General features: G+C 64.9%; 24 protein-coding genes and 1 tRNA gene. 9 read left to right on the forward strand and 16 right to left on the reverse strand.

Annotated elements, in window-relative coordinates; translation table 11 throughout:
- Positions 1 to 14: 14 nt before the first annotated feature.
- The gene (trxA, locus tag GL4_RS01715; RefSeq protein ID WP_082025402.1) at positions 15 to 929 is read right to left on the reverse strand and encodes a thioredoxin; all 915 of its coding nucleotides are present in this window, start codon (positions 927 to 929) and stop codon (positions 15 to 17) included.
- Between the two features lie 130 nt (positions 930 to 1,059).
- Complete coding sequence (locus GL4_RS01720; RefSeq protein ID WP_045363879.1) at positions 1,060 to 1,554, reverse strand: prolyl-tRNA synthetase associated domain-containing protein; 495 nt, start codon at positions 1,552 to 1,554, stop codon at positions 1,060 to 1,062.
- 172 nt (positions 1,555 to 1,726) lie between these two features.
- Here GL4_RS01720 and GL4_RS01725 point away from each other — a divergent pair.
- Positions 1,727 to 1,801, forward strand: a tRNA-Gly gene (locus tag GL4_RS01725).
- Between the two features lie 113 nt (positions 1,802 to 1,914).
- Here the strand turns inward: GL4_RS01725 and GL4_RS16490 are convergent.
- On the reverse strand, positions 1,915 to 3,909 hold the full coding sequence (locus tag GL4_RS16490; protein WP_052464041.1) for a L,D-transpeptidase family protein: 1,995 nt from the start codon (positions 3,907 to 3,909) through the stop codon (positions 1,915 to 1,917).
- Between the two features lie 433 nt (positions 3,910 to 4,342).
- Here GL4_RS16490 and GL4_RS01735 point away from each other — a divergent pair, with 433 nt between their 5' ends.
- Together GL4_RS01735 and GL4_RS01740 are read left to right on the forward strand one after the other, a co-directional pair.
- On the forward strand, positions 4,343 to 4,954 hold the full coding sequence (locus GL4_RS01735) for a LemA family protein (protein WP_045363882.1): 612 nt from the start codon (positions 4,343 to 4,345) through the stop codon (positions 4,952 to 4,954).
- Positions 4,955 to 4,982: 28 nt separating this feature from the next.
- Positions 4,983 to 5,759 (forward strand): TPM domain-containing protein, encoded by a 777-nt coding sequence (locus GL4_RS01740; protein WP_045363885.1) that lies wholly within the window; start codon positions 4,983 to 4,985, stop codon positions 5,757 to 5,759.
- Between the two features lie 5 nt (positions 5,760 to 5,764).
- On the opposite strand, the gene GL4_RS01745 is transcribed toward GL4_RS01740, so the two are convergent.
- Positions 5,765 to 6,532, reverse strand: coding sequence for a DUF3047 domain-containing protein (locus GL4_RS01745; RefSeq protein WP_052464042.1), 768 nt, complete (start codon positions 6,530 to 6,532; stop codon positions 5,765 to 5,767).
- A 131-nt stretch (positions 6,533 to 6,663) separates the two neighbouring features.
- Between GL4_RS01745 and GL4_RS01750 the strand changes: the two genes are divergently transcribed.
- From GL4_RS01750 to GL4_RS01760, 3 genes are all read left to right on the forward strand, one after another.
- Positions 6,664 to 7,296, forward strand: coding sequence for a TPM domain-containing protein (locus GL4_RS01750; protein ID WP_045363888.1), 633 nt, complete (start codon positions 6,664 to 6,666; stop codon positions 7,294 to 7,296).
- A complete protein-coding gene (locus tag GL4_RS01755; RefSeq protein ID WP_045363891.1) occupies positions 7,289 to 8,656 on the forward strand; it encodes an MFS transporter in 1,368 nt (455 codons plus the stop codon). The genes GL4_RS01750 and GL4_RS01755 overlap by 8 nt, the downstream gene beginning before the upstream one ends.
- A gap of 179 nt (positions 8,657 to 8,835) precedes the next feature.
- The gene (locus GL4_RS01760; protein WP_045363894.1) at positions 8,836 to 9,723 is read left to right on the forward strand and encodes a hypothetical protein; all 888 of its coding nucleotides are present in this window, start codon (positions 8,836 to 8,838) and stop codon (positions 9,721 to 9,723) included.
- A gap of 66 nt (positions 9,724 to 9,789) precedes the next feature.
- Here GL4_RS01760 and purH read toward each other — a convergent pair whose 3' ends face one another.
- From purH to htpX, 4 genes are all read right to left on the reverse strand, one after another.
- On the reverse strand, positions 9,790 to 11,376 hold the full coding sequence (gene purH / locus GL4_RS01765) for a bifunctional phosphoribosylaminoimidazolecarboxamide formyltransferase/IMP cyclohydrolase (protein ID WP_045363898.1): 1,587 nt from the start codon (positions 11,374 to 11,376) through the stop codon (positions 9,790 to 9,792).
- Between the two features lie 3 nt (positions 11,377 to 11,379).
- The gene (locus tag GL4_RS01770) at positions 11,380 to 13,158 is read right to left on the reverse strand and encodes a heparinase II/III family protein (protein WP_052464043.1); all 1,779 of its coding nucleotides are present in this window, start codon (positions 13,156 to 13,158) and stop codon (positions 11,380 to 11,382) included.
- 130 nt (positions 13,159 to 13,288) lie between these two features.
- On the reverse strand, positions 13,289 to 14,647 hold the full coding sequence (gene rsmB, locus GL4_RS01775; RefSeq protein ID WP_045363901.1) for a 16S rRNA (cytosine(967)-C(5))-methyltransferase RsmB: 1,359 nt from the start codon (positions 14,645 to 14,647) through the stop codon (positions 13,289 to 13,291).
- Between the two features lie 131 nt (positions 14,648 to 14,778).
- The gene (gene htpX / locus GL4_RS01780; RefSeq protein WP_045363904.1) at positions 14,779 to 15,735 is read right to left on the reverse strand and encodes a zinc metalloprotease HtpX; all 957 of its coding nucleotides are present in this window, start codon (positions 15,733 to 15,735) and stop codon (positions 14,779 to 14,781) included.
- 222 nt (positions 15,736 to 15,957) lie between these two features.
- Between htpX and GL4_RS01785 the strand changes: the two genes are divergently transcribed.
- Positions 15,958 to 16,437 (forward strand): globin domain-containing protein, encoded by a 480-nt coding sequence (locus GL4_RS01785; RefSeq protein ID WP_045363907.1) that lies wholly within the window; start codon positions 15,958 to 15,960, stop codon positions 16,435 to 16,437.
- A gap of 77 nt (positions 16,438 to 16,514) precedes the next feature.
- Here the strand turns inward: GL4_RS01785 and GL4_RS01790 are convergent, their stop codons facing one another.
- The 8 genes from GL4_RS01790 to GL4_RS01825 form a co-directional block, all read right to left on the reverse strand.
- A complete protein-coding gene (locus GL4_RS01790; protein ID WP_045363911.1) occupies positions 16,515 to 16,859 on the reverse strand; it encodes a hypothetical protein in 345 nt (114 codons plus the stop codon).
- Positions 16,860 to 16,977: 118 nt separating this feature from the next.
- Positions 16,978 to 18,945 carry an acetate--CoA ligase gene (acs, locus tag GL4_RS01795; RefSeq protein WP_045363913.1) on the reverse strand — a complete coding sequence of 656 codons (1,968 nt, stop codon included), beginning with the start codon at positions 18,943 to 18,945 and terminating at the stop codon, positions 16,978 to 16,980.
- 142 nt (positions 18,946 to 19,087) lie between these two features.
- Positions 19,088 to 19,501 (reverse strand): DUF1761 domain-containing protein, encoded by a 414-nt coding sequence (locus GL4_RS01800; protein WP_045363915.1) that lies wholly within the window; start codon positions 19,499 to 19,501, stop codon positions 19,088 to 19,090.
- 69 nt (positions 19,502 to 19,570) lie between these two features.
- On the reverse strand, positions 19,571 to 20,002 hold the full coding sequence (locus GL4_RS01805; RefSeq protein WP_045363917.1) for an EVE domain-containing protein: 432 nt from the start codon (positions 20,000 to 20,002) through the stop codon (positions 19,571 to 19,573).
- Between the two features lie 13 nt (positions 20,003 to 20,015).
- Positions 20,016 to 20,306, reverse strand: a complete 291-nt coding sequence (locus tag GL4_RS01810; RefSeq protein WP_045363919.1) for a YciI family protein — start codon at positions 20,304 to 20,306, stop codon at positions 20,016 to 20,018.
- Between the two features lie 53 nt (positions 20,307 to 20,359).
- Positions 20,360 to 21,367 (reverse strand): NAD(P)H-dependent glycerol-3-phosphate dehydrogenase, encoded by a 1,008-nt coding sequence (locus tag GL4_RS01815; protein WP_045363920.1) that lies wholly within the window; start codon positions 21,365 to 21,367, stop codon positions 20,360 to 20,362.
- 69 nt (positions 21,368 to 21,436) lie between these two features.
- Complete coding sequence (gene tsaD, locus GL4_RS01820) at positions 21,437 to 22,519, reverse strand: tRNA (adenosine(37)-N6)-threonylcarbamoyltransferase complex transferase subunit TsaD (protein ID WP_045363922.1); 1,083 nt, start codon at positions 22,517 to 22,519, stop codon at positions 21,437 to 21,439.
- A complete protein-coding gene (locus GL4_RS01825) occupies positions 22,516 to 23,463 on the reverse strand; it encodes a DUF808 domain-containing protein (protein WP_045369226.1) in 948 nt (315 codons plus the stop codon). The genes tsaD and GL4_RS01825 overlap by 4 nt, the downstream gene beginning before the upstream one ends.
- Before the next feature lie 215 nt (positions 23,464 to 23,678).
- Between GL4_RS01825 and hemC the strand changes: the two genes are divergently transcribed.
- Complete coding sequence (gene hemC / locus GL4_RS01830; RefSeq protein ID WP_082025404.1) at positions 23,679 to 24,605, forward strand: hydroxymethylbilane synthase; 927 nt, start codon at positions 23,679 to 23,681, stop codon at positions 24,603 to 24,605.
- A gap of 9 nt (positions 24,606 to 24,614) precedes the next feature.
- Positions 24,615 to 25,331: a uroporphyrinogen-III synthase gene (locus GL4_RS01835; RefSeq protein WP_052464044.1), complete on the forward strand. Its 717-nt coding sequence runs from the start codon at positions 24,615 to 24,617 to the stop codon at positions 25,329 to 25,331.
- Positions 25,332 to 25,389: the final 58 nt, after the last annotated feature.

Raw genomic sequence — 25,389 nt, forward strand, 5'->3', positions numbered from 1 at the left:
CTCCTCAGGCCTCGTCAGGCAAAAAGCAGCGACGACAATCTCTGCCGGCCGGAGGTCGTCGCCGGGTCCGATGGACCCCAGACCTCGAAGAACTGCACCAGTTGCTTCCGGGCGGCATCGTCGTTCCAGCTCCGGTTTTTGGCGACGATGGACAGGAGCGCATCGAGTGCGCCGTACCGGTCGTCGGCCGCGTTGAGAGCCAGCGCCAGGTCGAACTGCACTTGGGGATCGTTTGGCGATTGCGCCGCTTTGGCCCGGAGGGCGTCCACGTCGCCGGCATCGTTCGATTTTCGCGCAAGGTCCAGGGCCGACTGGGCGGCGGCGATCGGGGCGCTGTCGGCCTTGCCCGCGGGCGCCAGCGCAAGGGTCTGTTCCGCACGCTCGAGATCGCCCATCTTCACGTAGCATTTCGCGAGACCGGCCAGCGCCTCCATGTTCTCCGGCTCGTCCTGCATGAGCTGACCGAAGATCTGTGCGGCGGCATTGACGTCGCCGGCATCGAGTGCGGCCGTGGCTGTCTCGATATCGGCGGCGGTTCCAACCGTCTCGCCCACGAGCCGCGCGATGAAGGCATTGATCTGCGATTCGGGCAGCGCTCCCATGAAGCCGTCCACTGGACGCCCTTCCTTGAAAGCGAACACGGCGGGGATGGACTGGACGCCCATCTGCCCCGGAATTTCGGGATGCTCGTCGATGTTCATCTTGACGAGGGCAACGGCGCCTTTGGAAGCGCGCACCGCTTTCTCGAGAACGGGTGTGAGCTGTTTGCAGGGGCCGCACCACGGCGCCCAGAAATCCACCAGCACAGGCCGGTCGCGCGAGGCCTCGACAACATCGCGCATGAAGTCTTGGGTGGTGGTGTTCTTGATGGCCTCACCGCCTGGGGCGCCATCGCCCTCGGCACCGAGGATCGGGGTGTCCATACTCATTCTAGATTCCGTGGGCCGCAGCGAATGCGCGGTATCTTGCGGTTGTCTCACTCGCCCCGAAAGATGGGCCGTCCCAACGCATTTGGCAACCTTGGCGCCGGTACCCACGGACGTTCAGCCATGCGCCGTGTCACTGAAGCGGCAGCACTTGCGGTTCGTGTCCGCAGGCCCGCATGAAGCGCAGGAGATCGGCCAGCGCGAGCCGGGTCGTGGCGCGGTTGTCGAGGGGATGGCAGTTCACTTCCGCGAACGCCATCAGGGCCTCGTCCACGACCACAGCGGCAAGGTCCTTCGATCCTTCGTTCATCAGCGCCAGCGCCGTCACCGAGCCCGGCTCGACCCCGAGCACGGCTCTCATCTGCTCAGGTCTACCGAAGCTGAAACGGCCGAGCCCGAGCTTTTTGGCCAAGGCTTTGAGGTCCACTGTCGTGTCTTCCTTGGCCACGACCAGGACGAGTCGATTATCTTTGTCGCGCAAGAAGAGGTTCTTCGTATGGGCGCCCGGTATCGTGCCGCGCAGGGCCTGAGACTGTTCCACCGTGAACATGGCGTCGTGTTCGACGGTCGTGGACGCGATTCCGAGCGTGTCCAGATACGCAAAGAGCTTCGCGCGTGCTAAATCCATTGCGTTTGCTGCCCGGTTCCTTTAATGGGAGCCCCTCATCGGGCCCAAACGGGGTCTGGCCGCGGCGCGGCGGGCGTCAGTAGACTTCCCCCGCGCGGTCGATTACAAGACCAGTTCGCGGCAAGTGACCACCCAGAGACTTGAATTTCAAGGATGCGCGGTGGTCTGGAGTGCGGGTGTAGCTCAGGGGTAGAGCACAACCTTGCCAAGGTTGGGGTCGTGGGTTCGAATCCCATCGCCCGCTCCATTTTCTCAAGAAGGCAAATGCGTAACAGCGCCCCACGGGCGCTTGCCCGCGCGGGTGCGTGAGCAGCCGACGCCGACGCGGTTGGGCCCCGGCGCGGCGTCCTTCGCTTCAATCTAGAACTGGAAGAAACCGCGGCGCGGTGAAGCGCGGCGCGATGAATAGCGAGAGCGCGACCGTTCCCGCGTATAGCTGGGACGTTGTGCCGTCGAGCGCTTGCGCACCGCGCGGCTAGGCGTGGTGCTTGCCCGCTGTACCGCGGCGCCCTTGCTCGTATCCCAGACCAGGAAGTCCGCTCCCTTCGGGAGCGCCGCCGAGTTGATGGCCGTATCGGCCACGATCAGCGACGAGCCGGGAGTCAGCCGCTCGGAGATGCGCTGGCGCACATCGTCCGGGATGGTGATGCGGTCGAGCACCGATTCCGCCGTCTCCTCGTCATTCAGGCTGATGGCGGTCCACTCGGCCTGCTTCGCGCCAGGCTCGAAATGCATGATCGTGAAGAGATGCGTGCCGAGCGGCTTATCCGGATTGGAGAAGCTGACCGGTGTCGAAAACACGCTTGCGAATTTCTGCCGAACGAAAAGCTGGCCCTCCGCGGGCTCCTCCTTGCCGGCCACTTCGTAGATTTTCTTGATGACGTCGTCGGTGAACGCGCCGGTGACAGGCATCTCGTTGTCTTCCTGAAATGCCTTGAGGGCACGGATCGTAGCCGACCCGCGCGTGCCGTCGAAATTCTGCCGCTCCAGATAGCCCATGTCGGACAGCATGTACTGAACGTCGACCGTGCGGTCGCGCGTCGTCCGGCGCGTCACAAGGATACGCAGCGGCTCCTGAGAGATCGGGTCGGCGGCCTCGACCGCCGCGGCGCGGGCGCCGGCCTTCAAACGCGAGGTCATCGCGGACGGCCGCTCCAGCGGCAGCGGCGGATGGTCGTTCACGCCGAGGACGGAAAGAGACACCGTCACGGGCTGCTGCGCTGCGGCCTCCAAGGTGCCGGCGGTCACGGTCGGCGTCGAGTCCGTCGCAGGCATGCTCTGCGATGCCGATTCGCTGACGAGGTCTGCAATCGGATCGCTGTCTTTCGACTGCGGCTCGATTTCCTCCGCAGCGCCGACCGGCTCCTTGGTCGCTGCCGTCTTGTCCGCAGGCCCCAGCCGATCCTGGCCCTTGGGCCCCTCGCGGTCCAGCAGACGATCCTGATGCTTCATGAAGTCGTCGGTCGTCTCGACGGCGGCAATCTCCGCACCTGCCATCGCGTTGCCGGACACGTCGTCACCAACCTTGGCAGGGCTCTTGGCGGCGACAGCATGCGCACCGCTGCCCACAAACGGAGCGGCACTCGGGTCGATGGCATGGTGGCTCGTGTCGTCCAGGCTATGCGGCGTCTCGAAGCCTTCGGCCTGCATGGTGCTTTCGGCCTGCGGGATCGAACCCGTCGTCTCCGGCACCAGTGCCAGCTTCGCCGCCGCCTTGCCCGCGGTCGGCGCCGGCGTGACGGCGGTCGCCTTGGCGAAGACGACGGGTAGACGGAACGGCCGCTCCGGCGTCGTTTCGTTGCTCGACTTGCGCATGGGCTTGGCGGCCGGTGCGGTCTGGGTGAGGAGCTCCGGCGGCATTGGCGGCGGTAGCGGCTGGAACAGCGCCGGATGCGAAATCGGCTTCGGCTCCACGGCGCTGTGCGCAACGACGACCTGCGCGCCGACTTGCGTCATGGAAAACAGCTTGGGCGCAAAGGAGTAGGGCAGCCGGATACACCCATGGGAGGCGGGGTATCCGGGCACGACGCCCGCATGAAGGGCGGTGCCGGACCACGTCAGGCGCTGCATCCAAGGCATGGGCGCGCCGTTGTAGAGGTTCGAATAGTGGCGGCGACGTTTCTCGAGGATGCTGTAGACGCCGGCCTTGGTCGAATGGCCGCGCTTGCCGGTCGACACGGCTGTAGTTGTCACCACCGACGTGCCGCGGAAGATCGTCGCTCTCTGGTTCGGCAACGACACGACAATGGTCATCGGATCGTCGGCATTGGCCGGTGCGCCTTCCTCGGCCGCGGCCGGCGCAGCCCAAAGGGCCGCCGCAAACAGCGCAGCGCTGGAAACGCTCGATAATCTCATAAGGGTCCGCATCTTGGCGCCTGCCCGTCTGTTCCAGGTCTTACGCCTACGCAACACCGCTACTGCACCCATCAAGAGCCCCCAAAACGACTCGCGAATCAGCCTAAAAGAGGCCTTGCAGTTTGACTAGCAAAGCCTTCGGATTGGCTAACGCCCACCAAAGCGTGTCGAACGGAAGTTCCTCGCCCACCCTTGTGGAAAAAACGTTGACCTGACGCACAGTTACTTTGTGTGTGCGCTGCAAAAAGGGAAGAGACACCTGCGCCCTTGCAGGCCCCGCAACAACAGAAAGTTGCCCGCTGTCTCATTCGCGCAACACCAAAACCGGGCGCGACGCCTTGTGATCTGCTAATCGGCGCCGCGAAACTGCTTGTCAGCCTCCGGGGCTGCCACTACACGAGTCTGCAGAGGGATCGCTCGAAAGGACATCGTCATGCAGGCCTTGGCGCGGATTTGGAACGGGCCCGTCGGCCGGATCGGACTCCTGTCGCTGGTGGCGGCGATGCTGGCCGGTTGCGGCATCAACACCATCCCGACGCTGGATGAGCGTGCACAAGCCGCGTGGAGCGAAGTGCTCAACCAGTATCAGCGACGCGCCGATCTCATTCCGAACCTGGTCGAGACCGTGAAAGGCTTCGCCGAGCAGGAAAGCAAGGTCCTGACGGAGGTGATCGAAGCGCGGGCCAAGGCCACGCAGGTCCAGATCCCGAAAGACATCCTCACGAACAAGGAAGCCTTCGACAAGTTCCAGGAGGCCCAGAACAACTTGTCCGGCGCGCTGGGCCGCCTGCTCGTCACCGTCGAGCGTTACCCCGACCTCAAGTCGAACCAGAACTTCCTGGCGCTGCAGTCGCAGCTCGAAGGAACGGAGAACAGGATCGCCATCGCGCGGCGCGACTACATCGCGGCGGTTCGGGACTACAACACCGAACTGCGGACCTTCCCCGGACGGTTGTGGCACATGATCCTGTATTCCAACCTGGAGCCGATGCAGAACTTCTCCGTGTCTGAGGGTGCGATGGATACGCCGAAGGTCGAGTTCTAGCGGGCCGATCCGTCAACGCGAGGGCTTTATGGCCGGAATTTCGCACAGCCGGGCGGTGCCTCACGGTCTCGTTGGCGCGCTGACACTCGTCTTTTGTCTGGCCGTTTTGCTTCCGGCTGCCCTGGCGGAGCCGGAGTTCCCGGCGCTCACGGGGCGCGTCGTCGACAACGCCAATCTTCTCAGCCCTGCCGACGAGCAGGCGCTGACGGAGAAACTCAAGCAGCTCGAGGACAAAAGTTCGGACCAGCTGGTCGTCGTCACGCTGCCCTCGCTGCAGGGCTATACAATTGAAGATTTCGGCTATCAGCTCGGTCGCCATTGGGGCATCGGCACGAAGGAACTCGACAACGGCGTCCTCCTGATCGTCGCGCCGAACGAGCGCAAAGTGCGTATCGAAGTCGGCTACGGGCTCGAGCCTATCCTCACCGATGCTCTGTCCCGGGTGATCATCGACAACGCGATCCTGCCCCGCTTCCGCAGCGGAGACTTTGCGGGCGGCATCAAGACTGGTGTGGAAGACATCAGCCTCGCGCTCACGGGCGACACGGCCGAGTTGGAACGGCGGGCCAGCGCGCGCCACGACGCGGATGAGGCGCCGATCGATTGGTTCACCGTCCTGTTCTACATCGCGATCTTCGTGTTGGTCATGTACCTGTCGAGCAAAGGCGTAGTCGTCGCGCCAGGCAGCGGCCGTGGCGGCCGGTCGGGCGGCGGCTATTCGGGCGGCGGTTGGAGCAGCGGCGGTGGTGGCTTCTCGGGCGGCGGCGGCGGTTTCGGCGGCGGTGGCTCCTCGGGAAGCTGGTAGACGGCCTAGTTCACGTAGAGATCGGCCAGAGCGGCGATGTTGTGTCCGCCGGTATCATCGGCATCGCTGGACAGCGCGATTGCCACAAGGCGCCCCGGCGGCCTTCCGAACGCGCGCCGGAAATCGTCCGCAAGGGCCGCACTCTCCTCGAACCATTTTTCCGCGGGGGCATCGGCCGGCTGTTTGACCACGGCCCGTCCCCGCCCGTTGAAATAGGGCACGTTCACGAGCGTTCCGGGACGGCTCTGACCGCCCCACACATACATGAGGATATCGCCGCGCCCCGAGCGCAAGAGCGCCTTGAGGTCGGTGCGGCCGCTCACGTCACGCGGATCGACGAATGCGAAATAGACGGCGAGGAGCCGATCGTCGCCCCCCTTCCTCGACAGATCCGTCGGGCCCACGCCAAGTGCCTTGCGCCAACGCCACGTCGCCGTCGTGGCGCCTGCGGCACTGGCCGGGAGGGGACGCCAAAGCAGCCCCGCGCCGCCGGCAGTTTCGACATGGACGGCATCGCCACCGCGTGCTGTGAAGCGTGCGGCGGGGCGTCCAGGGAAGCTGACCGCCTGCCAGCCCGCCGCCGCGAGGCTGGGCCCGAACGGTATGGCGAGTCCGGCCGCCATGCCGGGACCACGCGCCAGCACCGGCGGGATGAAGCCAACGAGGGTGGCACCCGCAAGTGCGGCCGCCGCTGTGGCGATGCGGGCCGGACGGAACGGGTCAACGAGGCCAAGAAAACCGGGCCGGAGCGACCCGAAGGAACGATTCAGCATGAACTACCCTCAAAGACAGCGCTCGAAGCGCCCGGCAGTTGCCGGCCAGATTGCCGGTTCCAAAGCCTGCGATTCTCGCCATAGTGTGCCGGGCTGCGATCAGGCACGCCCGGACGCCAAGACCATACGCGATGAAGCCCTTCACCCCTGATGAACATGCCGTGATTGCCGAAGCGATCTCGCGTGCCGAGCGCAGGACCAGCGGCGAAATTGTCATCGTCTTCGCCGCGGCGTCGTCCGGATATTATTTCTTCGCGCTTTTATGCGCCGCCCTCCTCGCACTCGCGGTGCCGCTGCCCTTCATTCACCTCACGAAGTGGCCGATCGAATATGTGTATCTCACCCAGCTCGCGGTCTTCGCCGCCGGCGTGCTCCTGGTTCAATGGCCGGCTCTCCGCGTGGCGCTTGCCCCGGGGAGTCTCAAACGGCACCGCGCGCACTTGCGGGCACTCCAGCAGTTTCTGGCTCAGAACCTTCACACCACCAGGGGGCGCACCGGCGTTCTTGTGTATGTCTCCGACGCGGAACACTACGCGGAGGTGATTGCCGACAGCGGGATCTACGAGAAGGTGCCGCAGGGTGTCTGGGACGACTTGGTTGCAGACCTCACGGCGCAGATCGGCCAAGGCGACCGCGTGCAAGGCTTGATGGCGGCGGCGGAACGATGCGGCGATATTCTGGCCGAACATTTTCCGCCCGAGCCGCTCGGTCAGGACGAACTGCCGAACCATCTGATCGTGCTCGACGCTGAGCGCTATGTCTGACGCCGCGCAGCCTGTCCGCAAACGCGGCTTGGTGGGGTGGGCCCTGTTCGACTGGGCCACGCAGCCCTATTACACGCTCGTCGTCACCTTTCTGTTCGCGCCCTATTTCGTGAACGGCTTCATGAGCGACCCCGCCCACGCCCAATCTCTCTGGGCGTTTGCAACGGGCGCCGCGCAGCTGGCAACCGCCTTGCTCGCCCCCGTGCTCGGTGCGATCGCCGATGCGGGGCTGCCCCGCAAGCCTTGGATTGGCGTGTTCTCGGTCATGATCATGCTCGGCCTGAGTGGCTTGTGGTGGGCCGTGCCGGGGTCGAGCGGCGCGGTGCCCTTGGTCTTGGTCTCGTTTGGGATCGCGACTCTCGGCGTCGAACTCGCCACGCAGTTCAACAACGCTATGATGCCGGGGCTCGTCTCGGCGAGGCGCTTGGGACGGCTCTCGGGTCTTGCCTGGGCCGTGGGCTACATGGGCGGTCTGGTGAGTCTCGCCCTCGTCGCGGGTTTTTTGGTGACGAGCCCGGACACCGGCAAGACGCTGTTCGGCTCGAGTCCGATCGTGCAGCTGGATGCAGGGACGCGCGAGGGTGATCGCTTGGTCGGGCCATTCTGCGCGCTCTGGTACGCCATCTTCGTCTTGCCGATGTTTCTTTTCACGCCGGATAGGCATGGCGCGCGGGCGGAGACAGGTTCGGTACGGGAAGGGCTCGCCCGCTTTGCCGGCTCGATCAGGGATATCCTGCGTAGCCACCGCAACGTCGCTCTCTTCTTGTTGGCTAGGATGCTCTACGCGGATGGCGGTGCCGCGATCTTCGCCTTCGGCGGTATCTATGCGGCCAGCGTTTTCGGCTGGGGCGTGACGGAGCTTGGACTGTTCGGCATCATCCTGACCGTGGCCGCGTTCTTCGGCGCCTGCGTTGGCGGCCTACTGGATGACCGGGTGGGCTCGAAGACTGTCATTGTCGCTGGCCTCGTGATTCTCATAAGCGGCGCGCTTGGCGTGCTGTCGGTCGACCCGGACGAGATTCTCTTCTTCGTACCCGTGGAGCCGAAGGCCGCCGGCGGCGGGATGTTCGCGGCCGCGGGCGAACAGGCCATGCTAGTTTTTGCCGTTCTCCTTGGCCTTGCGGTGGGGCCGGTTCAGGCCTCGGGCCGAACCTTGCTGGCCCGCATCTGTCCGCCGGCGCAGACAACCGAGTTCTATGGCTTCTTTGCCTTCTCGGGCAAAGTCACGGCCTTCGCCGCGCCGCTGGCGATCGGGATCGTGACCACGCTGACAGGTAGCCAGCGCCTTGGAATCTCAGTCAGTCTCGCGTTCCTGATCGCGGGGCTGCTGCTTCTCGTGCCCGTCCGTCCTTCCCGCTGAACAAGTACGCCGTGCACCGGATTGCGCTGGGCGAGAATAGGTCGGTGCCGCGCGGCCCGGTGCGTGTTGACCCCTCATAGTCGCGGGAACTTGGACCGTCGCGACGCGAACCGTAGAAATACGTGGCTTTTCGCGCTACGCTCAGCACAATGCCTAGCTTAGAATTTCGCGCGCAATCGATGGATCGGGGGGCGATCATGAAATACGTGGGTTTGGGTGGTGCTTTGCTGGCGGCGATGTTGCTCGCTGCCTGCGAGAAACCGAAAGACGAGACAACCGAGAAGGACGTGGAGCCCGCTGCCACTGAGGAAGCGGCGCCGGCACCGGAAGCCGCTACTGAGGACCAGATGGCTCCGGCCGAGGACCAGATGGCTCCGGCCGAGGACGAGATGGCTCCGGCCGAAGAGGAGCCCGCCGCAGCCGAGGAGGAGATGGCTCCTGCCGAGGATGAGCCGGCCGCAACCGAGGACGAAGCCGCTCCGGCTGAAGACGAGATGGCGCCCGCTGAAGAGGAGCCAGCCGCTGCCGAGGAAGAGGCCGCACCAGCCGAGGAAGAGCCGGTCGCCGTGGAAGAGATGACGGCCGAGGAAACCATCGTCGTGCCGCCGACCGTGTCGGAGGACGCACCCAAGTTGCCGAGCAAGGGCGAGCCGCCCTCGCCGAACCAGCCGCAGCCCGTGGTTCCGGAGGAGCCCGAAGCGATGCCGGAAGAGTCGGCAACGGAGGCCGACGAGCCGGCTATGGCGACCGAAGACGAGGCTATGGAAGCACCTGCCGGTGTTCACAAGGGTGAGCCGCCGTCGCCGAACCAGCCGCAACCGGTCTATCCGGACGGCGGTCCCGACGGCATGTCCGATAGCGCCGACGCGGCCGATGCACCCGCCGTCGTCGTTGAGGAAGCCGATGCGGTGATGACGACGCCGGAAGGTAACACGGTCATCGTCGAGGAAGACGCCGTGACGGTAGTCGTACCGCCGACGGTCTCCGAGGATGCGCCGAAGCAGCCCCACAAGGGCGAGCCGCCGTCGCCGAACCAGCCCCAGCCGGTCTATCCGGACGGGCTCTAGGCGAAACGCCATTAAGAGCTGAAGAAGAGGCCTCCCTACAGGGAGGCCTTTTTTGTTTGGGGTCAGCTAGTGCCGGAAGTGGCGCATGCCGGTGAAAATCATGGCGAGGTCCGCGTCGTCGGCAGCGGCAATGACTTCGTCGTCACGCATGGAGCCGCCCGGCTGAATCACCGCCGTCGCACCGGCTTCCGCGACGACCTGGAGGCCATCGGCGAAGGGGAAGAAGGCGTCCGATGCCGCCACAGACCCGATCGTGAGCGGCTTCCCGAGCCCCAACGTCCCGGCGGCGTCCTGGGCCTTGCGCGCGGCGATGCGCGCGGAATCCACTCGGCTCATCTGGCCCGCGCCGATGCCGACCGTCGCGCCGTCCTTCGCGTAGACGATCGTATTCGACTTCACATGCTTGGCGACGGTGAAGGCGAAGACCAGATCAGCAAGTTCCTGCTCGGAGGGCTTGCGCTTCGTCACGACCTTCAGCGCATCCTGATCGACCAGCTGATTGTCCCGGGACTGGACGAGGAGGCCGCCTGCCAGCGAACGGACGGTAATGCCGTCGGCGCGCGGATCCGGCAGCGCGCCGGTCAGGAGGAGCCGCAGGTTCTTCTTGGCGGCGATGATCTCCTTCGCGGCCTCGGTCGCATCGGGGGCGATGATCACCTCGGTGAAGATCTTGACGATCTCATCGGCGGCCTCAGCATCAAGTGTGCCGTTGAGCGCCACGATGCCGCCGAACGCGCTGACGCTGTCGCAAGCGAACGCCTTCGCATAGGCCTCGGCGAGTGTCGGTCCGAGCGCGACCCCGCAGGGATTTGCGTGTTTGATGATCGCGACGGCGGCCGAGCTGTTCGGATCGAACTCCGCCACGAGTTCGAACGCGGCGTCCGTGTCGTTGAGATTATTGAAGGAAAGTTCCTTCCCCTGCACCTGCTCGGCGGTCGCGATGCCGGGGCGCTGCTCGGCGGTCTTGTAGAACGCCGCCCATTGATGCGGGTTCTCGCCGTAACGCAGCTTGGCCGCGCGCGTGCCCGAGAAAACGCGTTTGTGCGGCGCGGTCACGCCGAGCTGATCGGCGAACCAGGTCGCGATCGCCCCGTCATAGGCGCCGGTATGCGCAAAGGCCTTGGCCGCCAGATGCCGCCGCGTGCCGCCCGTGGTGCAGCCTTCGTGGGTCGCGATCTCTTCGAGCACCTGAGCGTAATCGTCCGGATCGACGACGACCGCGACGCCATCGTGGTTCTTTGCCGCCGCGCGGATCATCGCCGGCCCGCCGATGTCGATGTTCTCGATGGCGGTGCCGAAGTCCGCGCCGGCCGCCACCGTCGCCTCGAACGGATAGAGATTGACCACCAGGAGATCGATCGGCGGAATGCCGTGCGTGCCCATGGCGGCCACGTGCTCGGCGTTGTCGCGCATGGCGAGGAGCCCGCCGTGGATTTTCGGATGCAGCGTCTTGACGCGCCCGTCCATCATCTCGGGGCTGCCGGTAACCTCGGCAACGTCGACCACGTCCAGCCCAGCCTCGCGCAGGGCCCGCGCGGTGCCCCCCGTCGACACCAGCGTCACGTCGTATTTGGCAAGCGCTTGGGCAAACTCGACGAGTCCAGTCTTGTCGCTGACCGAAAGCAGCGCTCTCCTGATCTTACGTGTTGGCATGCTCTAACTGTCGTTCGAACGATTGTCGGGTGCGTCATTGGGATCGACGAGCGCGTGCGGCGCGGCCTCGTCGCCCATCTTTTCGAGATTCCAGACGATGCGCACTTCGCGCGCGTCGCCCATCATACCGCTGAGCACGATCTGCGAGGTCACTTGCGGTCCGCGCGGGTCGGCGAGAAGCACGCTTTCCTCGATGCTCATCTCCTCGGCGTTGGCGGTAAGCCGCCATGTCTCGCCGTTGCGCAATACGAGGACGGCCGACATGCCGTCGCCCATGGTCTGGGCTTTGACGGATGGGTGCAGGTGAAACCGCACAGCGTACGCTCCGGCGATGAGAACATCCGGGCTCTTCAGTCCGCGCGTCGAAAGCTTATCTTCGCTCGAGATCAGATTGCCGTCCGGGGCAATCAGAATCTGCCGGGCGTGGCTGACCCCGTAGCGCTCCACATAGCCGTCGTGGGAACCCTTTATGCGCAAGTTCCCGCCCTCTCCCTGGTCGGAAAAGGCGCCTTGGGGATTGAGCGGCCCGATCAGGGCGGCGTCCGCCTCCGGCTCGGCGTCCTCGCTCGCCAGTTCGAACTCGGCCAGCGAGTCGTCCTCGAGGCTGAGCGTCGAATGGGCCGGCGTTGTCCGCGAATAGAGACGCCATTCCTCGAACTCCGGAGTCGGCGCCCCGCAATTGATGATGATGGGCGCGTCTCCCGAACTCATTTCGAAGGACAGGAAGCCTGCGTGGGCTTGGCGCGTGAGAGACTTCGCCGGCGGCGGCCCGAGATCGCACAGAATGAGGATCGACCCCGCCTCGACGCGGACATAGCCCGAATTCGCGGCGGAGCGCACCGGCGCCCCATCGATATCGTCATAGGCGCGCACGGTGGCCAGCGCGTCGGTGGGCGTGGGACCCGCGCCGTTGAACCGGGCCATCGATCCATCGCCCAGCCGGAAAAACCGCAGCATGGGCATGATGCGGTCGACGGCATCCGTGAGTTCCTTCGGCGGGGTGCGGTCACGGGCCACGAAGCATTGGCGCAAAGGCAGCAGGTCGAGCAGCAGCTCGATGAGCGCCTCCGGATTGCGGGAGATATGGCCGCCATCGGGCAAAATCTGACGGTCGAGCTCGCGGCAGAACGGCTTGGTATACCGGTCCACCACCGCCTTCTGGTCTGCGATGCACAGCCCGCCATAGAGAAGCGCCGTAAGCGACAGGAGCCGCGGCACACCGTCGGGCGCATCGCGATAGCCCGCCGAGAGATAGCGCAGCTGAGCGGTGAGCTCCTTCAGAAACGATTCGTAGGCTTCCGGTTCGTCCGCAGCCAGCACCAGAACCGAGTTCGAGAGCCAGGAAATCACCCGCCGGGCGACGATCTCCGGTTGCCACGCAAGCGAGGGTACTTGCCGCCGCAGCCGAATGAAGTCGTGGACCAGCGTCTTGGCTTGCTCGCGGGACAGTTCGGAGTCCGCGGCCCGCAAATGCCGCAGCCAACCGAAGCCGTAGAGTTCCCGCGCCCAGCGTGCGGAGGGCGGATCGATCTCGAACGGCGATTTCGCGCCGATATCGGCCAGCTTGCCGGCGAGCCCGAAATGACCGTTATAGATCTCCGTTGCGAAGCTCGGGTCGGCGGTCCGCAGTTCCTGCGGGGCCAGAAGCAGTTGCTCGGCCTGTGAACCGGGGTAGCTGACGGCCGCGAGCCCGGACAGCATGAGGCGTCTCAGCGCGCTCGGCCCGCCAAGCTTCACCTCTTGAGCGCCGTTCTCGCGCTCGAAGGCCTGATCGCCCGCCATTAGGATCGTTCTCCATCCGAGCAGCGGCACGCAAAACCGGCGCCACGCTCTCCCCCGCTGCTTGTTGAACAAGCAGGGCGCATTGTCGTGCAGCAGGACCCCAAGGGCAAGTGGCTCAACACTTTCTTCCCTAGCCGGCAGCGACGAGCCGGGCCGCGAAGAACCCGTCCATGCCGCTCCATTCAGGACTGTCGAGCTGGAGTTGGAAGGGGAACGTGCGCAACACGCCGGACGACTGCGCCCACGCCGTATTGCCAAAAGGTTCGTCGGCCCGCATGGGCTCGATACGGAGCGAATCGTTCCGGGCAAGGAGCGCCGCGATCTGCGCTTCACCCTCCTCCGGTTCGAGCGAACAGGTCGAATAGACGAGCGTGCCGCCCGGCTTCAAGAGGCGCACCGCATTGTCGAGCAGTCGGGTCTGGAGAGCCGCCAACTCGGCGATGTCCGCATCCGATTTGAGATAGGGCACATCGGGATGGCGGCGAATCGTGCCGGTCGACGAGCAGGGCGCATCGAGCAGCACCGCGTCGAACGGAGCATCCGGTTGCCATTGGGTTGCATCGGCGGTGACGGTCTCGGCGGCGAGGCCGAGTCGGCTGAGATTCTCCTCGAGCCGGGCGAGACGATTCTTGGAGAGGTCGACGGCAGTCACGGCCCCAGCTCTTGCCACGAGTTGCGCCGTCTTGCCGCCGGGAGCGGCGCACAGATCGGCGACCCGCTTGCCGGCGACGTCGTGAAGCAACTGCGCCGGGATGGACGCCGCCGCGTCCTGCACCCACCAAGCGCCTTCGTCAAATCCGGGCAATTCCTCGATCCGCCCGCGCGGGATCAGACGCACGCTGCCCGTGGGCAACACGCGGCCGCCGAGCTTCTCGGCCCAAATATCCGGATCGCCTTTCACGGTGACGTCGAGCGGAGGTTCGATAAGCTGCGTCTCGGCGATAGCGCTTGTTCGGTCCTCGCCCCAGGCGCGGACCCAGCGCTGCCACAGCCAGTTCGGTGTGTTCACCCGGGCGGGGTCGAGCGCCTCCGCGATGCCGGCACCCTTCTCCGACACGCGGCGGAGAACGGCGTTGACCAGCTTGTCGTAGCGCTTGGCGCGCGGGTCCCATTGGGCGAGGCGCACCGCCAGGTCGATGGCTGCATGAGGCGGTACGTTCATGAAGAGGATCTGCGCCGCGCCGGAGAGGAGGATCGGATAGAGGGTGCCGGCCCGTGCGGGCAGGCCTTTCTCCAAGAACGTTTCGAGCACGCGGTCGATCTGCCCCTTGCGGCGCAAGGACGTGCCGACGATCGCGCGGGCGAGCGCCCGGTCCCGCGTTGGGAGATCGAACAGAGCGCCGGTGCGGTTCCGTCCGAGCACATCGTCCAGGGACTGATGCTTTTGCAGCACGGCGTCGAGCAGATCCGCGGCAGCGCGGCGGGCGGGAAGCCCGACCTGGTGGTCGCGCGTGGGCGAAAGGGTCTTGTTCCGAGGGGTGGTCTTCATCGCGTCGTCTCCAAGGTGCTTCGGTTTCAATGAGTCTGGGGAGATCGGTGGCCGGTGAGGCGCTTGGTCTTGCGGCGCTCAGCGCCGAACGGGGGCCTTCTGCATGGCTAGCCTATTCCGTGGCCCATTTCCTAGCCCCATGGACCGCGCGCGCGGCGAGGGCTCTCGGGTACACTTCCGGACCAGGGTCCGGTTTCGGATGCCGGCCGCACCGACCCGCCATCATAGCCGCCGGATCCCATGGTTTGCGACATGGCTTTGAGCCTCGCCACACGTTCCTCCATGGGCGGGTGTGTCGCGAACATGCGGTCGAGACGCAGACCGTGCAGCGGATTGACGATGAACAGGTGCGCGGAGGCGGGGTTCTCTTCTGCCTCTTCGTTGGGGATGCGTGCCGCGCCGCCGGCAATCTTCTGCAAGGCGGATGCGAGCCAAAGCGGGTGGCCGCAGATTTCGGCGCCACCCTTGTCGGCCTCGTACTCGCGCGTCCGGCTGATCGCCATCTGCACGAGACCCGCCGCCATGGGGCCAAGGATCATCAGGGCAAGCGTACCGATGAAACCCATGTGGTTGTTGTCGCGATTGCCGCCGAAGAACATGGCGAAATTCGCGAGCATGGAGATCGCACCGGCGATGGTCGCGGTGATTGTCATCAGCAGCGTGTCGTGATGGCGGATATGGGCAAGCTCATGGGCAATGACGCCCGCAAGCTCCTCTCTTGTCACCGTTTGCATCAGGCCGGTCGTCACCGCCACCGCCGCGTTCTCCGGGTTCCGGCCCGTAGCGAACGCGTTCGGCTGGGGATTGTCCATGACATAGACCTTGGGCATCGGCAGGTTCGCATTGCGCGCGAGCCCAGCGACCATGTCGTACAGATCGCGCGCATCGCGGCCGCTGTTCGGGTCCACCAAATGCGCCCCGTACATGCGCAGGACGGCCTTGTCCGAGTTCCAGTAGGCGAACAGGTTCATGCCGCCCGCCATCACGAGCGCAATGATCATGCCGGTCTGCCCGCCGAGCAGGAACCCGATGCCCATGAAGAGGGCGGTGAGCGCTGCGAGCAGAATCGCGGTGCGCATATAACTCATGGACGGTGTGGCCTCCGTAGACTGTCCAAAAAACCGCGGAAATCAGCGGCTTCTCATATGTTGGGAGTGGACGGTTCCGGTGCAAGGGCTTGAGCTGGCATCGAAAAGAGGGGTCGTGTCCCGACCCGCTGCGCTCTCAAACTTAAGATCGCGCTTACCTTAACGCTTCATCAATCCGGTTTGCGCATTCTGTCGATAATTCAGTTCAAGGAGTAACCCGACATGCCTGCCGCACTGCACGTTTCGGATGCCGCGCCCAAGAAGTCCACTCGGCGCGCAAAAAGCACCGCGTCCAAGGAACTTAACCTGACGACGGAACAGAAGCGTTTGATTCTGAATAGCTTTTTCCGTCTGGAACCCGCGCTGGACCTTGTCGCGCAGCTCTTCTTCCTGAAGCTGTTCCGCCTCGATCCCGGTCTTCGCAAGAAATTCGACGGTCCCGTGGAGATGCAGGCCCGGAAATTCTCGGCCGGCGCCAAGCTCGCGATGATTTCGCTCGGCCATGAAGACGGCCTTGCACCGACCCTCAAATTGCTCGGCACCCGTCACCGGCAGATGGGCATTCGCGCTCGCCACTACCGCACCATGTCCCGCGCATTGGTGTGGACGCTGGAGCGGTCCCTCGACAAGTCCTTCGATCGCGATACGCGCGATGCCTGGAACACGATGCTGGCCCAGTTCACGAAGGTTATGTCCGGCTAGGGCCGACACGCTCTCCGCTTCGAAGTCGATCTCTGATTGGGGCCTCTCCTAGGGGCCCCAATTGCGTGCCTGGAGTCCTAACTCTCAGGTTCCAGCGTCACCGTGATATTGCCGTCCTTGGACACGGTGACGGTGACGTTTTCTTCCGGTTCCAGAACCTGAGCCTTGCCGTCCACCGAGAGTTGATCGGCGGTGACCATGATCTCGTGGCCTTCCACGATAATCTTGACGCCGTCCGCGATCGATTCCTGGCTGAGCGTGTCGTAGTGGCCATCGACGGTGACGGTCCGGCTGCCGACAGTGAGCGCCGTGATTTCCCCGCCGCTGTCGCCCGATCCCACATTGCCGATCAGGAGCACGATCACGATCACGAGCCCCAGGGCCAACGCGACCGCCACCAGCACCCGCATGATCCAGACCATTCGCCATCCCCGTGAAACCGCCCCGCGCCGTACGAAGCTCCAACGAAGGTCATAGCGCGGTTCGGCCGGGCATGGGAGCCCGGCCGTTACATAGCCCGCGATCTAGACCCTTGGGTCCCTAGGTAACCCGGCGGTTCTGCCGGTTCTCGATCAGATGAGAAACGACGCTCGGGTCCGCCAGCGTGGAGGTGTCACCGAGATTGCCGTACTCGTCCTCGGCGATCTTCCGCAAGATGCGCCGCATGATCTTGCCGGAGCGCGTCTTGGGCAGTCCCGGTGCGAACTGGATATGATCCGGAGCGGCGATGGGGCCGATCTCATTGCGGACCCAATCGCGCAGTTCCTTTTTGAGGCCATCCATCTCGTGCTCACCGGCCATCAGGGTTACGTAGCAATAGATGCCCTGGCCCTTGATGTCGTGGGGGAAGCCCACGGCCGCCGCCTCGGAAACTTTGGGATGGGCCACGAGGGCCGATTCGACTTCCGCCGTTCCCATGCGGTGGCCCGACACGTTGATCACGTCGTCCACGCGCCCGGTGATCCAGTAATAGTCGTCCTCGTCGCGCCGGCAGCCGTCACCGGTAAAATACATGCCCTTGTAGGCGGAGAAATACGTGTCGACGAAGCGCTTGTGGTCGCCATAGACGGTTCGCATCATACCGGGCCAAGAATCGAGGATGACGAGATTACCCTGGCCCGGTCCTTCGATCATGTTGCCGTCCGAGTCGACGAGGGCCGGCTGCACACCGAAGAACGGACGCGTCGCCGAACCCGGCTTCAGTTTCGTCGCGCCGGGCAGCGGCGTGATCAGCACGCCACCCGTCTCAGTTTGCCACCACGTGTCGACGATCGGACACCGGGACTCGCCGACGACGTGGTAGTACCACTCCCACGCTTCCGGATTGATCGGCTCGCCCACCGAGCCCAGCAAGCGCAGCGACTTGCGGCTCGTCTTCGTCACATAGTCCTCGCCCGCACCCATCAGGGCCCGGATGGCCGTCGGCGCGGTGTAGAAGATGGTGACGTTGTGCTTGTCGACGACCTCCCAGAACCGCGACGGATCCGGGAAGTTCGGGACGCCTTCAAACATCAAGGTCGTCGCGCCGTTGGCCAACGGTCCGTACACGATATAGCTGTGACCGGTTACCCAGCCGACGTCCGCCGTGCACCAGTAGACGTCGTCATCGTGATAATCGAAGACGTACTGGTGGGTCATAGATGCATAGACGAGATATCCGCCCGTGCAGTGAACGACACCCTTCGGCGCTCCGGTCGAGCCGGACGTATACAGAATGAATAACGGATCCTCGGCGTTCATCTCCTCCGGCGGGCAATCCGGGCTGGCTTCGGCCATCGCCTCGTCGAGCCAAATATCGCGGCCCTCCGTCCACGGAATATCGCCGCCCGTGTGACGCACGACCAAAATCTTTTCGACATGGCCGCTCTTTTCGGCGGCGGCGTCGGCATTGGCCTTGAGCGGAACGCTCCGTCCGCCGCGGCGGCCCTCGTCGGAGGTGATGATCACGGCTGATTTGCAGTCCTCAACGCGGCCTGCGAGAGAATCCGGCGAGAAGCCGCCGAACACGATGGAGTGGATGGCGCCGATGCGCGCGCAGGCCAGCATGGCGTAGGCCGCCGCGGGAATCATCGGAAGGTAAATGGTTACGCGGTCGCCGCGCTTGACGCCTTGTGCCTTGAGCACGTTGGCGAGACGGCAGACATTGTCGTGCAGCTCGCGATAGGTGATGTGCTGCGCCGGGGTCTCGGGATCGTCCGGCTCCCAGATGATGGCCGTCTGGTCCGCGCGCTTCGCAAGGTGCCGGTCGATGCAGTTCGCCGACACGTTAAGCGTTCCGTCCTCGAACCATTTGATGGAGACGTCCGGATACGCAAAGGTCGAGTTCTTGACGCGCGTGTACGGCTTGATCCAGTCGAGGCGCTGTCCTTCCCGTCCCCAAAACGTGTCTGGGGCCTCGACGCTTTCTTTGTAAAGCGCCAGGTATTTGTCGTTATCGATGTATGCGCGTTTTTTCCACGCGTCGGACACTTCGACGGTGTCGAGTTTGTAGACCTTATGCTCGGACATGGGTCCGGTACCTCCCTAGTACGCGAGTAGCCTTCAACGGCGTTTTGTGTGGGACATTATGCCGCCATGTAGGGCCGTGGAGAAGGGGCTGTTGGTCATCCTTTCGTCTGACCGACTTTCGTCCAAATCTCCGAGGGTTCGCCTAGACCCCGAAGGCGCCGATGATCGCGCCCATGACCAGGAGCACGGCGAGCCAGTGGCCGCCGTCTATGGCGGTCAGTTTGGTGCTGGCGCCGCTGAAGGCGTGATTGACGCCCATGGTGGTGATGACGAAGCCGATCCAAACGAACAGCGCGCTGATCAGCCCGCCCCGGATCGTGACGTTGCCGAGATGGCCCATCAGTCCGGCAAGCATGATGGCCATCACCAAATCGGCCACGAGAGCGATGACGAAGGGCATGGCTTGCGCCACCCCGCTGCCCTTGATGTCCTCTTCGGTCTTGCCGAGCGCATCGAGCCAGGCCTTGCCGAAAACCGTGTACCAGATTGCGCCGACGCCGAATCCCGCCAGCGCGGCGACTACGACGGCGAAATAGTTCGCACCTGCGAATGCCATGTTGCCTCCCCGCAGCCATCCCGACTGTCTCGTTCGAGAGACCTTAACGCAGAAGAAGCGGCAAGAGCACTAGGCCGTCGGAGGATTCTTTAGGCCCGCCAGCGCACACACCGCCGTCCACTCGGCCGCTGTCACCGGCTGTACGGACAGGCGCGAGTTGTTGACGAGAACCATGTCGGCGAGCTTCGGCTTGGCCTTGATCTCGTCGAGCGTCACCGGCCGCGGGAGATCCTCGACGGCGGCGACGTCGACGCATTCCCACTTGCCCGTCGTGTCCGTGGAGTCCGGGTGCGCTTCGGCAACGACCTTGACGATCCCCACGCACGCCTTCTCGCCGATCGAGTGGTAGAAGAAGGCGAGGTCGCCATTCTTCATGGCGCGCATATTGTTGCGGGCCTGGTAGTTGCGCACCCCGTCCCACTCGGCGCCCTTCGCGCCTTCCTTCTTCTGATCCTCCCACGACCACGTGCCGGGTTCGGACTTCATCAGCCAATACGCCATCGGACCTCCGCGCCTACTCTTCTGGTTTTCCGAGCGACCATTTCCACGGGCGGATGTCGACCGAGGCGAACAGGCCGGCCTTGGCGAAGGGATCCCCGTCGGCGATCGTTTTTGCGTCGGCGAGCGAGGCCGCCTCGATCACGACGAGGCTCCCGGTCATGGTCTCGCCGTCCTCGGCCGTGAAGGGGCCGGCAAATTTCAGCGTGTCCCCCAGCCCTTGCAGATAGGCCAGGTGTTCGGGGCGGTGCGCCTTGCGGATGGGCAATCCGTCCGGCTTGTCGGTGCAGATGAACGCGAAATACATTCAAGCCTCCCTCGGCAATGTGCAGGGCGCCGTAAGCGCGGCGCGCGGTTTCGTCATTCGGTCTCGGGGCGCAATGGGCGAGAGAGCAGGGCGCCGATGGCGGCGTCGACACCCATCTCGCCGCTCACAATCGCATGGACGGCCTCGGCAATGGGCAGCTCGATCCCGCGCGCCCTGGCGATCTCCACCATGGCTTGCGCCGTCGCGACGCCTTCCGTGACTGACAAGCGTCCGGACAAAACTTCCGCTGTTGTGGCGCCCCGGCCCAACGCGATACCGAGCGACATGTTGCGCGACTGCTCGCTGCCGCAGGTGAGCACGAGGTCGCCGAGGCCCGACAGACCGATCAGCGTTTCGAGCGCGGCGCCCATCGCGACGCCGAACCGCGCCATCTCGGCAAAGCTGCGGGTGATGAGACCGGCTTGCGCGCTGCTGCCGAGTTCCTTCCCGACGACGATGCCGGAGGCGATGGCGTAGACATTCTTGACGGCCCCACCGATCTCCGCGCCGAGCACGTCGCCGCTCCAATAGCAGCGGAACGCCGGCGCGCGGAGTGCATGAGAGAGATCCCGTCCGAGATCCTCCGCGCCGGTCGCAAGGGTCACGGCCACGGGCAGTTCGCGCGCAACCTCGGCGGCGAAGCTCGGGCCCGACAGGACGGCGATCGTCGCGCCCGGCATCACGTCGGCGGCGACTTGCGACATCAGGAGGCCGGTCGACTGTTCGATGCCTTTGCAGCAAAGGATGAGGGGCTGCCCGCTTCTCGTATAGGGCTGCAATGCGCCGAGGATTCCGCGCAGGTGCTGCGCGGGGCTCACGATGAGAAGCGCATCGCATGTCGCCACCTCGCTCAGTTGTGACGTCGCTTCGATGGCCGGGTCGAGATCGACCCCGGGCAGATAGGTGGGATTGGCGTGGCCTTGATTGATCGCGGCCACGGTCTCGGGCTCGTGCGCCCACAGAAGCACGTCGCGGCCCGCACGCCGCGCCACAGTGGCGAGGGCCGTTCCCCACGCGCCGCCGCCCACAATGCCGATCGTCTGAAGCTGTCTGCCTGTCACGGCGTCCGGTTTTAGCGCAGATTCGCCGGTTGCGTGGACGAAAAAGCGCCAAATACGCCGAATACGGCGTTAGGCCTTCACGCCCGCCCCGAGCGCCGGCGCGGCGTCCGGGTCGAGGGGCCAGCGCGCGCGGCCCGGCGTACCCATGTCGTCCGTAAGGCCGCGCGCCAGCCGTTGCGCCCCGGCCCAGGCGATCATGGCGGCATTGTCCGTGCAAAGGGCCGGGGGCGGCACCACCAGCCGGTATCCCCGTGCGGCCGCCACCTCGCCGAGCGCGGAGCGGAGCCGCCCATTGGCGGCGACGCCGCCTGCGGCGACCAGTGTGAGCTCGGTGTCCGCGGAAACCCGGTCCTCGAACAGGTCCATGGCCCGCGTGACCCGGTCCCGGACCACGTCGCCGACGGCCTCTTGAAAACTGGCGCAAAGATCGGCGACATCGTGCTCACTAAGCGGCGCCCGCGCCATCGCTTCCTGGCGCAATGCAGTCTTGAGGCCGGCGAGCGAAAAATGCGGCTCCGGCCGCCCCATCATGGGGCGCGGCAGCGGAATGGTGGGAGCCCCGCGCGCGGCCCAGCGCTCGACGTCCGGCCCGCCCGGATAGCCGAGCCCAAGCAGTTTGGCGGCCTTGTCGAACGCTTCGCCGAGGGCGTCATCGAGCGTGGTGCCGAGCCGGGTGTACGAGCCTACATCGTTCACGACGACCAGCTGCGTGTGCCCGCCCGAGACGAGCAGGAGCAGATACGGCGGACGGACATTGTCCGTCAGGCCGGGGCTGAGCGCATGCGCTTCCAGATGGTTGACCGCGACGAACGGCTTTCCGCAGCCGAGCGCGATGGCCTTCGCGGTGGTCAGGCCGACAATGACGCCACCGATCAAGCCTGGGCCGGCGGCCGCCGCCACCCCATCGAGGTCGCCAAAGTCGAGCGCGGCCTCCGCCATGGCCTGCTTGATCGCAGGCTCCAGCAAGTCCACATGAGCGCGTGCGGCGATCTCCGGCACGACGCCGCCGTAGGCGGCATGAAGGTCGAGCTGGGCACGGACGACGTTGGCGACAATCTCGCCGCTGCCGTCCGCGCGCAGGCGCACGACCGCGGCGGCGGTCTCATCGCAGCTCGTTTCGATGCCGAGGAGCGTGAGCGGGGTCCGGTTCATTTCTCCGGGAATAGCACACCGATCGGCATCAGCAGTACCGTCACGACCGGAATCAGGAGCGATCCGAGCAGGAAGCCGAAGACGGCATGCGCCGTGGCGGTCACGATCCAGGTCAGCGCACCGCCTGCCTCGTTGCCTATCAGCGCCGTCACGACCCAGCCCGTGGCCTCGTGCGGCCATGAGACGTGTAGCGTGTGAAGGCTATGCTCGACGATGCTGCCGCCCACCCACAGCATGGCGATCGTGCCGACGACCGAGATGACGTTGAGGACCGTGGGCATGGCGACGACAAGACCGCGCCCGAAGGATCGAAGGAACTTCCACGACGCCTCCTGGCTCATGTGCAAGCCGACATCGTCGACCTTCACCAGCAGCGCGACGGCGCCATAGACCATGATGGTGAACACGATCGCGACGACCGCCAAGACCACCGCGCGGGTCCAAAGGTCGTCGACCTCGATGGTCGACAAAGCGATGGTCATGATCTCCGCCGACAGGATGAAGTCTGTCTTGATCGCGCCCTTGACCCGCTGTTCCTCGAGATGGGCGGCACTGACGGGCTTCTCCGTGTCGCGCTCGACCTCGTGATGGCCGAGAATCCAATGCCAGATCTTCTCGGCGCCTTCGAAACAGAGATAGCAGCCGCCGAGAAGCAGCAGCGGTGCGATCACCCAAGACGCGAATGATTGCAGCAAGAGCAGCGCCGGCAGCAGGATCACCAGCTTGCTGAAGATCGACCCCGCGGCGATCCTGCCAACCATGGGCAGTTCTCGGGCAGCGGCGATACCGGTGACGTATTTCGGCGTTACGGCGGCATCGTCGACCACCACGCCCGCCGACTTCCCTGTGGCTTTCGCCGCATGCGCGGCGATGTCGTCGACCTGCGCCGCGGCCATCTTGGCGATGGCGGCGACGTCGTCGAGCAATGCGAGAAGGCCGCTCATGACTTCCGTTCCGCTCCAGTGTTGTCCTGCCCTGTAGTGGGCAGCATTGTTATACGCAACGCGCAGGCGGCGCGACAGTCGAGGCCGCGAGGCGTCAAGGTCTTGCCAATCGGCCGGGGACATTGAAGGGGCTGGCGAAACGGTCCAATAATGCGGTACTCCCACTCCGTGAGTCGCCCGCGCAGCCTATTGTTAATGCGAGGATTTTTCGCAGTTTGCCCGCATCACTTCCCATCGGTACACGAGGCAGCCCCCTAGCCCTCTGGCAGGCCGAGCACGTGCGCGACAGGCTCGCCGCCCATCATGGTCCCGACCGTGGCGCGGCGTCGTTGAGCGTCATCACGACCAGCGGTGACCGTATCCAAGACAAGCCGCTCGCAGACTTTGGCGGCAAGGGGCTGTTCACGAAGGAGATCGACGAGGCCCTTCTACGGGGGGATATCGCCCTCGCCGTGCATTCCATGAAGGACCTGCCGACACAGCTTCCCGACGGGCTATGTCTTGCGGCCGTCCTGCCGCGCGCCGACGTGCGCGATGCCTTTCTCAGTCCCTCCGCAGCCTCGTTGGCGGCGCTGCCCGCCGGCGCCGTTGTCGGCACCTCGTCTTTGCGCCGGGGCGCTCAGGTCAAACGGGCGCGCCCGGACGTTCGCGTCGTTGACTTTCGCGGCAATGTTCAAACGCGCATGCGAAAGCTCGCAGAGGGCGTCGCGGATGCAACGCTTTTGGCCAAAGCGGGCCTAGACCGGCTCGGCCTCGCCGATGCGGCCACGTCGGTGCTTTCGGTCGACGAAATGCTGCCGGCTGTCGCACAAGGTGCGATCGGCGTTGTCACACGCTGTGATGATGATGAGACGCGCGCGCTGCTGCAGCCGCTGAACGACTCTGCCACGGAGACCGCCGTCACCTGCGAACGGGCGTTTCTCGCAGAGTTGGATGGGTCATGCCGAACCCCAATCGCGGGGCTCGCGGCGGTCGAGGGCGACACAATCCGGTTTCGCGGGTTGATTCTCTCTCCGGACGGCGCAGAGTGGCACGAGGTTGAAATGACCGGACCCGTCGCCGAGGCAGAAGCAATCGGCCACCGGGCCGGCGAGGACGTGCGCGGCCGGGCGGGCCCCGCGTTCCTCGACAAGATGACGTGATGTGACCGAATGCGCTTGCTCGTGACGAGGCCGGAACCGGATGCGACAAGGGAAGCGGAAACGCTGACCGCGTTAGGGCACGAGCCTGTGCGGGCGCCGCTGCTTCAGATCGAGTTCCTTCCAGACGTCCCGCTGAACTTGAATGGCGCGCAAGCGATCGTCATCACGAGCCGGAATGCACTCCGCGCGCTCGGAACTCATCCCGAGCGCGAGAAGGCAGTCCAGCTGCCGCTTTTCGCCGTCGGCGAGGCGACGGCGTGGGCTGCCCGACAGTTGGGCTTCACTGAGGTGACCATTGGCCCGGGAACCGGCGCGGGGCTGCCGCCGATCATCTGTACGGAGGTCCATCCCGACCACGGTCCGCTGATTCATATCGGCGCGGAGAAGGTCGCGTTCGATCTGAAGGGCACGCTGGAGGAAGACGGCTTCGAGTTGCGCCGGGTTGTTCTCTACCGGTCGCACCCGGTTGAAGAGCTGAGCGAAGAGATCGTCCAGCAGCTCAAGAACGGCGACATCGACGGTGTGCTTTTGATGTCGCCACGCACCGCGCGCGCCTTCGCCAGACTGATCCAACGCTACGGTCTCGTCACAGAAGCAAAGGGACTCGTTTGCTATTGCTTGTCCAAGGCGATAGCAGAAGCCGTCGTAACGTTGGGCGTCGAAGCCCGCGTTCCCCAATATGCGCGTGAGGAGGATCTCATCGCGCTCGTGGAGTCCGGTGCGTGAGTGTTCTTTCGGCGCGAAGCATGGGCCGTTTCGATAGTCGGCCGAACGAGTTTGGCCA

The sequence above is a fragment of the Methyloceanibacter caenitepidi genome, from assembly GCF_000828475.1.
Classification (GTDB): domain Bacteria; phylum Pseudomonadota; class Alphaproteobacteria; order Rhizobiales; family Methyloligellaceae; genus Methyloceanibacter; species Methyloceanibacter caenitepidi.

What these genes read in the sequence shown, in the direction of transcription:
- trxA (WP_082025402.1), bottom strand. Translation starts at nt 929, where the DNA reads ATGAGTATGGACACCCCGATCCTCGGTGCCGAGGGCGATGGCGCCCCA.
- GL4_RS01720 (WP_045363879.1), bottom strand. Translation starts at nt 1,554, where the DNA reads ATGGATTTAGCACGCGCGAAGCTCTTTGCGTATCTGGACACGCTCGGA.
- GL4_RS16490 (WP_052464041.1), bottom strand. Translation starts at nt 3,909, where the DNA reads ATGAGATTATCGAGCGTTTCCAGCGCTGCGCTGTTTGCGGCGGCCCTT.
- GL4_RS01735 (WP_045363882.1), top strand. Translation starts at nt 4,343, where the DNA reads ATGCAGGCCTTGGCGCGGATTTGGAACGGGCCCGTCGGCCGGATCGGA.
- GL4_RS01740 (WP_045363885.1), top strand. Translation starts at nt 4,983, where the DNA reads ATGGCCGGAATTTCGCACAGCCGGGCGGTGCCTCACGGTCTCGTTGGC.
- GL4_RS01745 (WP_052464042.1), bottom strand. Translation starts at nt 6,532, where the DNA reads ATGCTGAATCGTTCCTTCGGGTCGCTCCGGCCCGGTTTTCTTGGCCTC.
- GL4_RS01750 (WP_045363888.1), top strand. Translation starts at nt 6,664, where the DNA reads ATGAAGCCCTTCACCCCTGATGAACATGCCGTGATTGCCGAAGCGATC.
- GL4_RS01755 (WP_045363891.1), top strand. Translation starts at nt 7,289, where the DNA reads ATGTCTGACGCCGCGCAGCCTGTCCGCAAACGCGGCTTGGTGGGGTGG.
- GL4_RS01760 (WP_045363894.1), top strand. Translation starts at nt 8,836, where the DNA reads ATGGATCGGGGGGCGATCATGAAATACGTGGGTTTGGGTGGTGCTTTG.
- purH (WP_045363898.1), bottom strand. Translation starts at nt 11,376, where the DNA reads ATGCCAACACGTAAGATCAGGAGAGCGCTGCTTTCGGTCAGCGACAAG.
- GL4_RS01770 (WP_052464043.1), bottom strand. Translation starts at nt 13,158, where the DNA reads ATGGCGGGCGATCAGGCCTTCGAGCGCGAGAACGGCGCTCAAGAGGTG.
- rsmB (WP_045363901.1), bottom strand. Translation starts at nt 14,647, where the DNA reads ATGAAGACCACCCCTCGGAACAAGACCCTTTCGCCCACGCGCGACCAC.
- htpX (WP_045363904.1), bottom strand. Translation starts at nt 15,735, where the DNA reads ATGAGTTATATGCGCACCGCGATTCTGCTCGCAGCGCTCACCGCCCTC.
- GL4_RS01785 (WP_045363907.1), top strand. Translation starts at nt 15,958, where the DNA reads ATGCCTGCCGCACTGCACGTTTCGGATGCCGCGCCCAAGAAGTCCACT.
- GL4_RS01790 (WP_045363911.1), bottom strand. Translation starts at nt 16,859, where the DNA reads ATGGTCTGGATCATGCGGGTGCTGGTGGCGGTCGCGTTGGCCCTGGGG.
- acs (WP_045363913.1), bottom strand. Translation starts at nt 18,945, where the DNA reads ATGTCCGAGCATAAGGTCTACAAACTCGACACCGTCGAAGTGTCCGAC.
- GL4_RS01800 (WP_045363915.1), bottom strand. Translation starts at nt 19,501, where the DNA reads ATGGCATTCGCAGGTGCGAACTATTTCGCCGTCGTAGTCGCCGCGCTG.
- GL4_RS01805 (WP_045363917.1), bottom strand. Translation starts at nt 20,002, where the DNA reads ATGGCGTATTGGCTGATGAAGTCCGAACCCGGCACGTGGTCGTGGGAG.
- GL4_RS01810 (WP_045363919.1), bottom strand. Translation starts at nt 20,306, where the DNA reads ATGTATTTCGCGTTCATCTGCACCGACAAGCCGGACGGATTGCCCATC.
- tsaD (WP_045363922.1), bottom strand. Translation starts at nt 22,519, where the DNA reads ATGAACCGGACCCCGCTCACGCTCCTCGGCATCGAAACGAGCTGCGAT.
- GL4_RS01825 (WP_045369226.1), bottom strand. Translation starts at nt 23,463, where the DNA reads ATGAGCGGCCTTCTCGCATTGCTCGACGACGTCGCCGCCATCGCCAAG.
- GL4_RS01835 (WP_052464044.1), top strand. Translation starts at nt 24,615, where the DNA reads ATGCGCTTGCTCGTGACGAGGCCGGAACCGGATGCGACAAGGGAAGCG.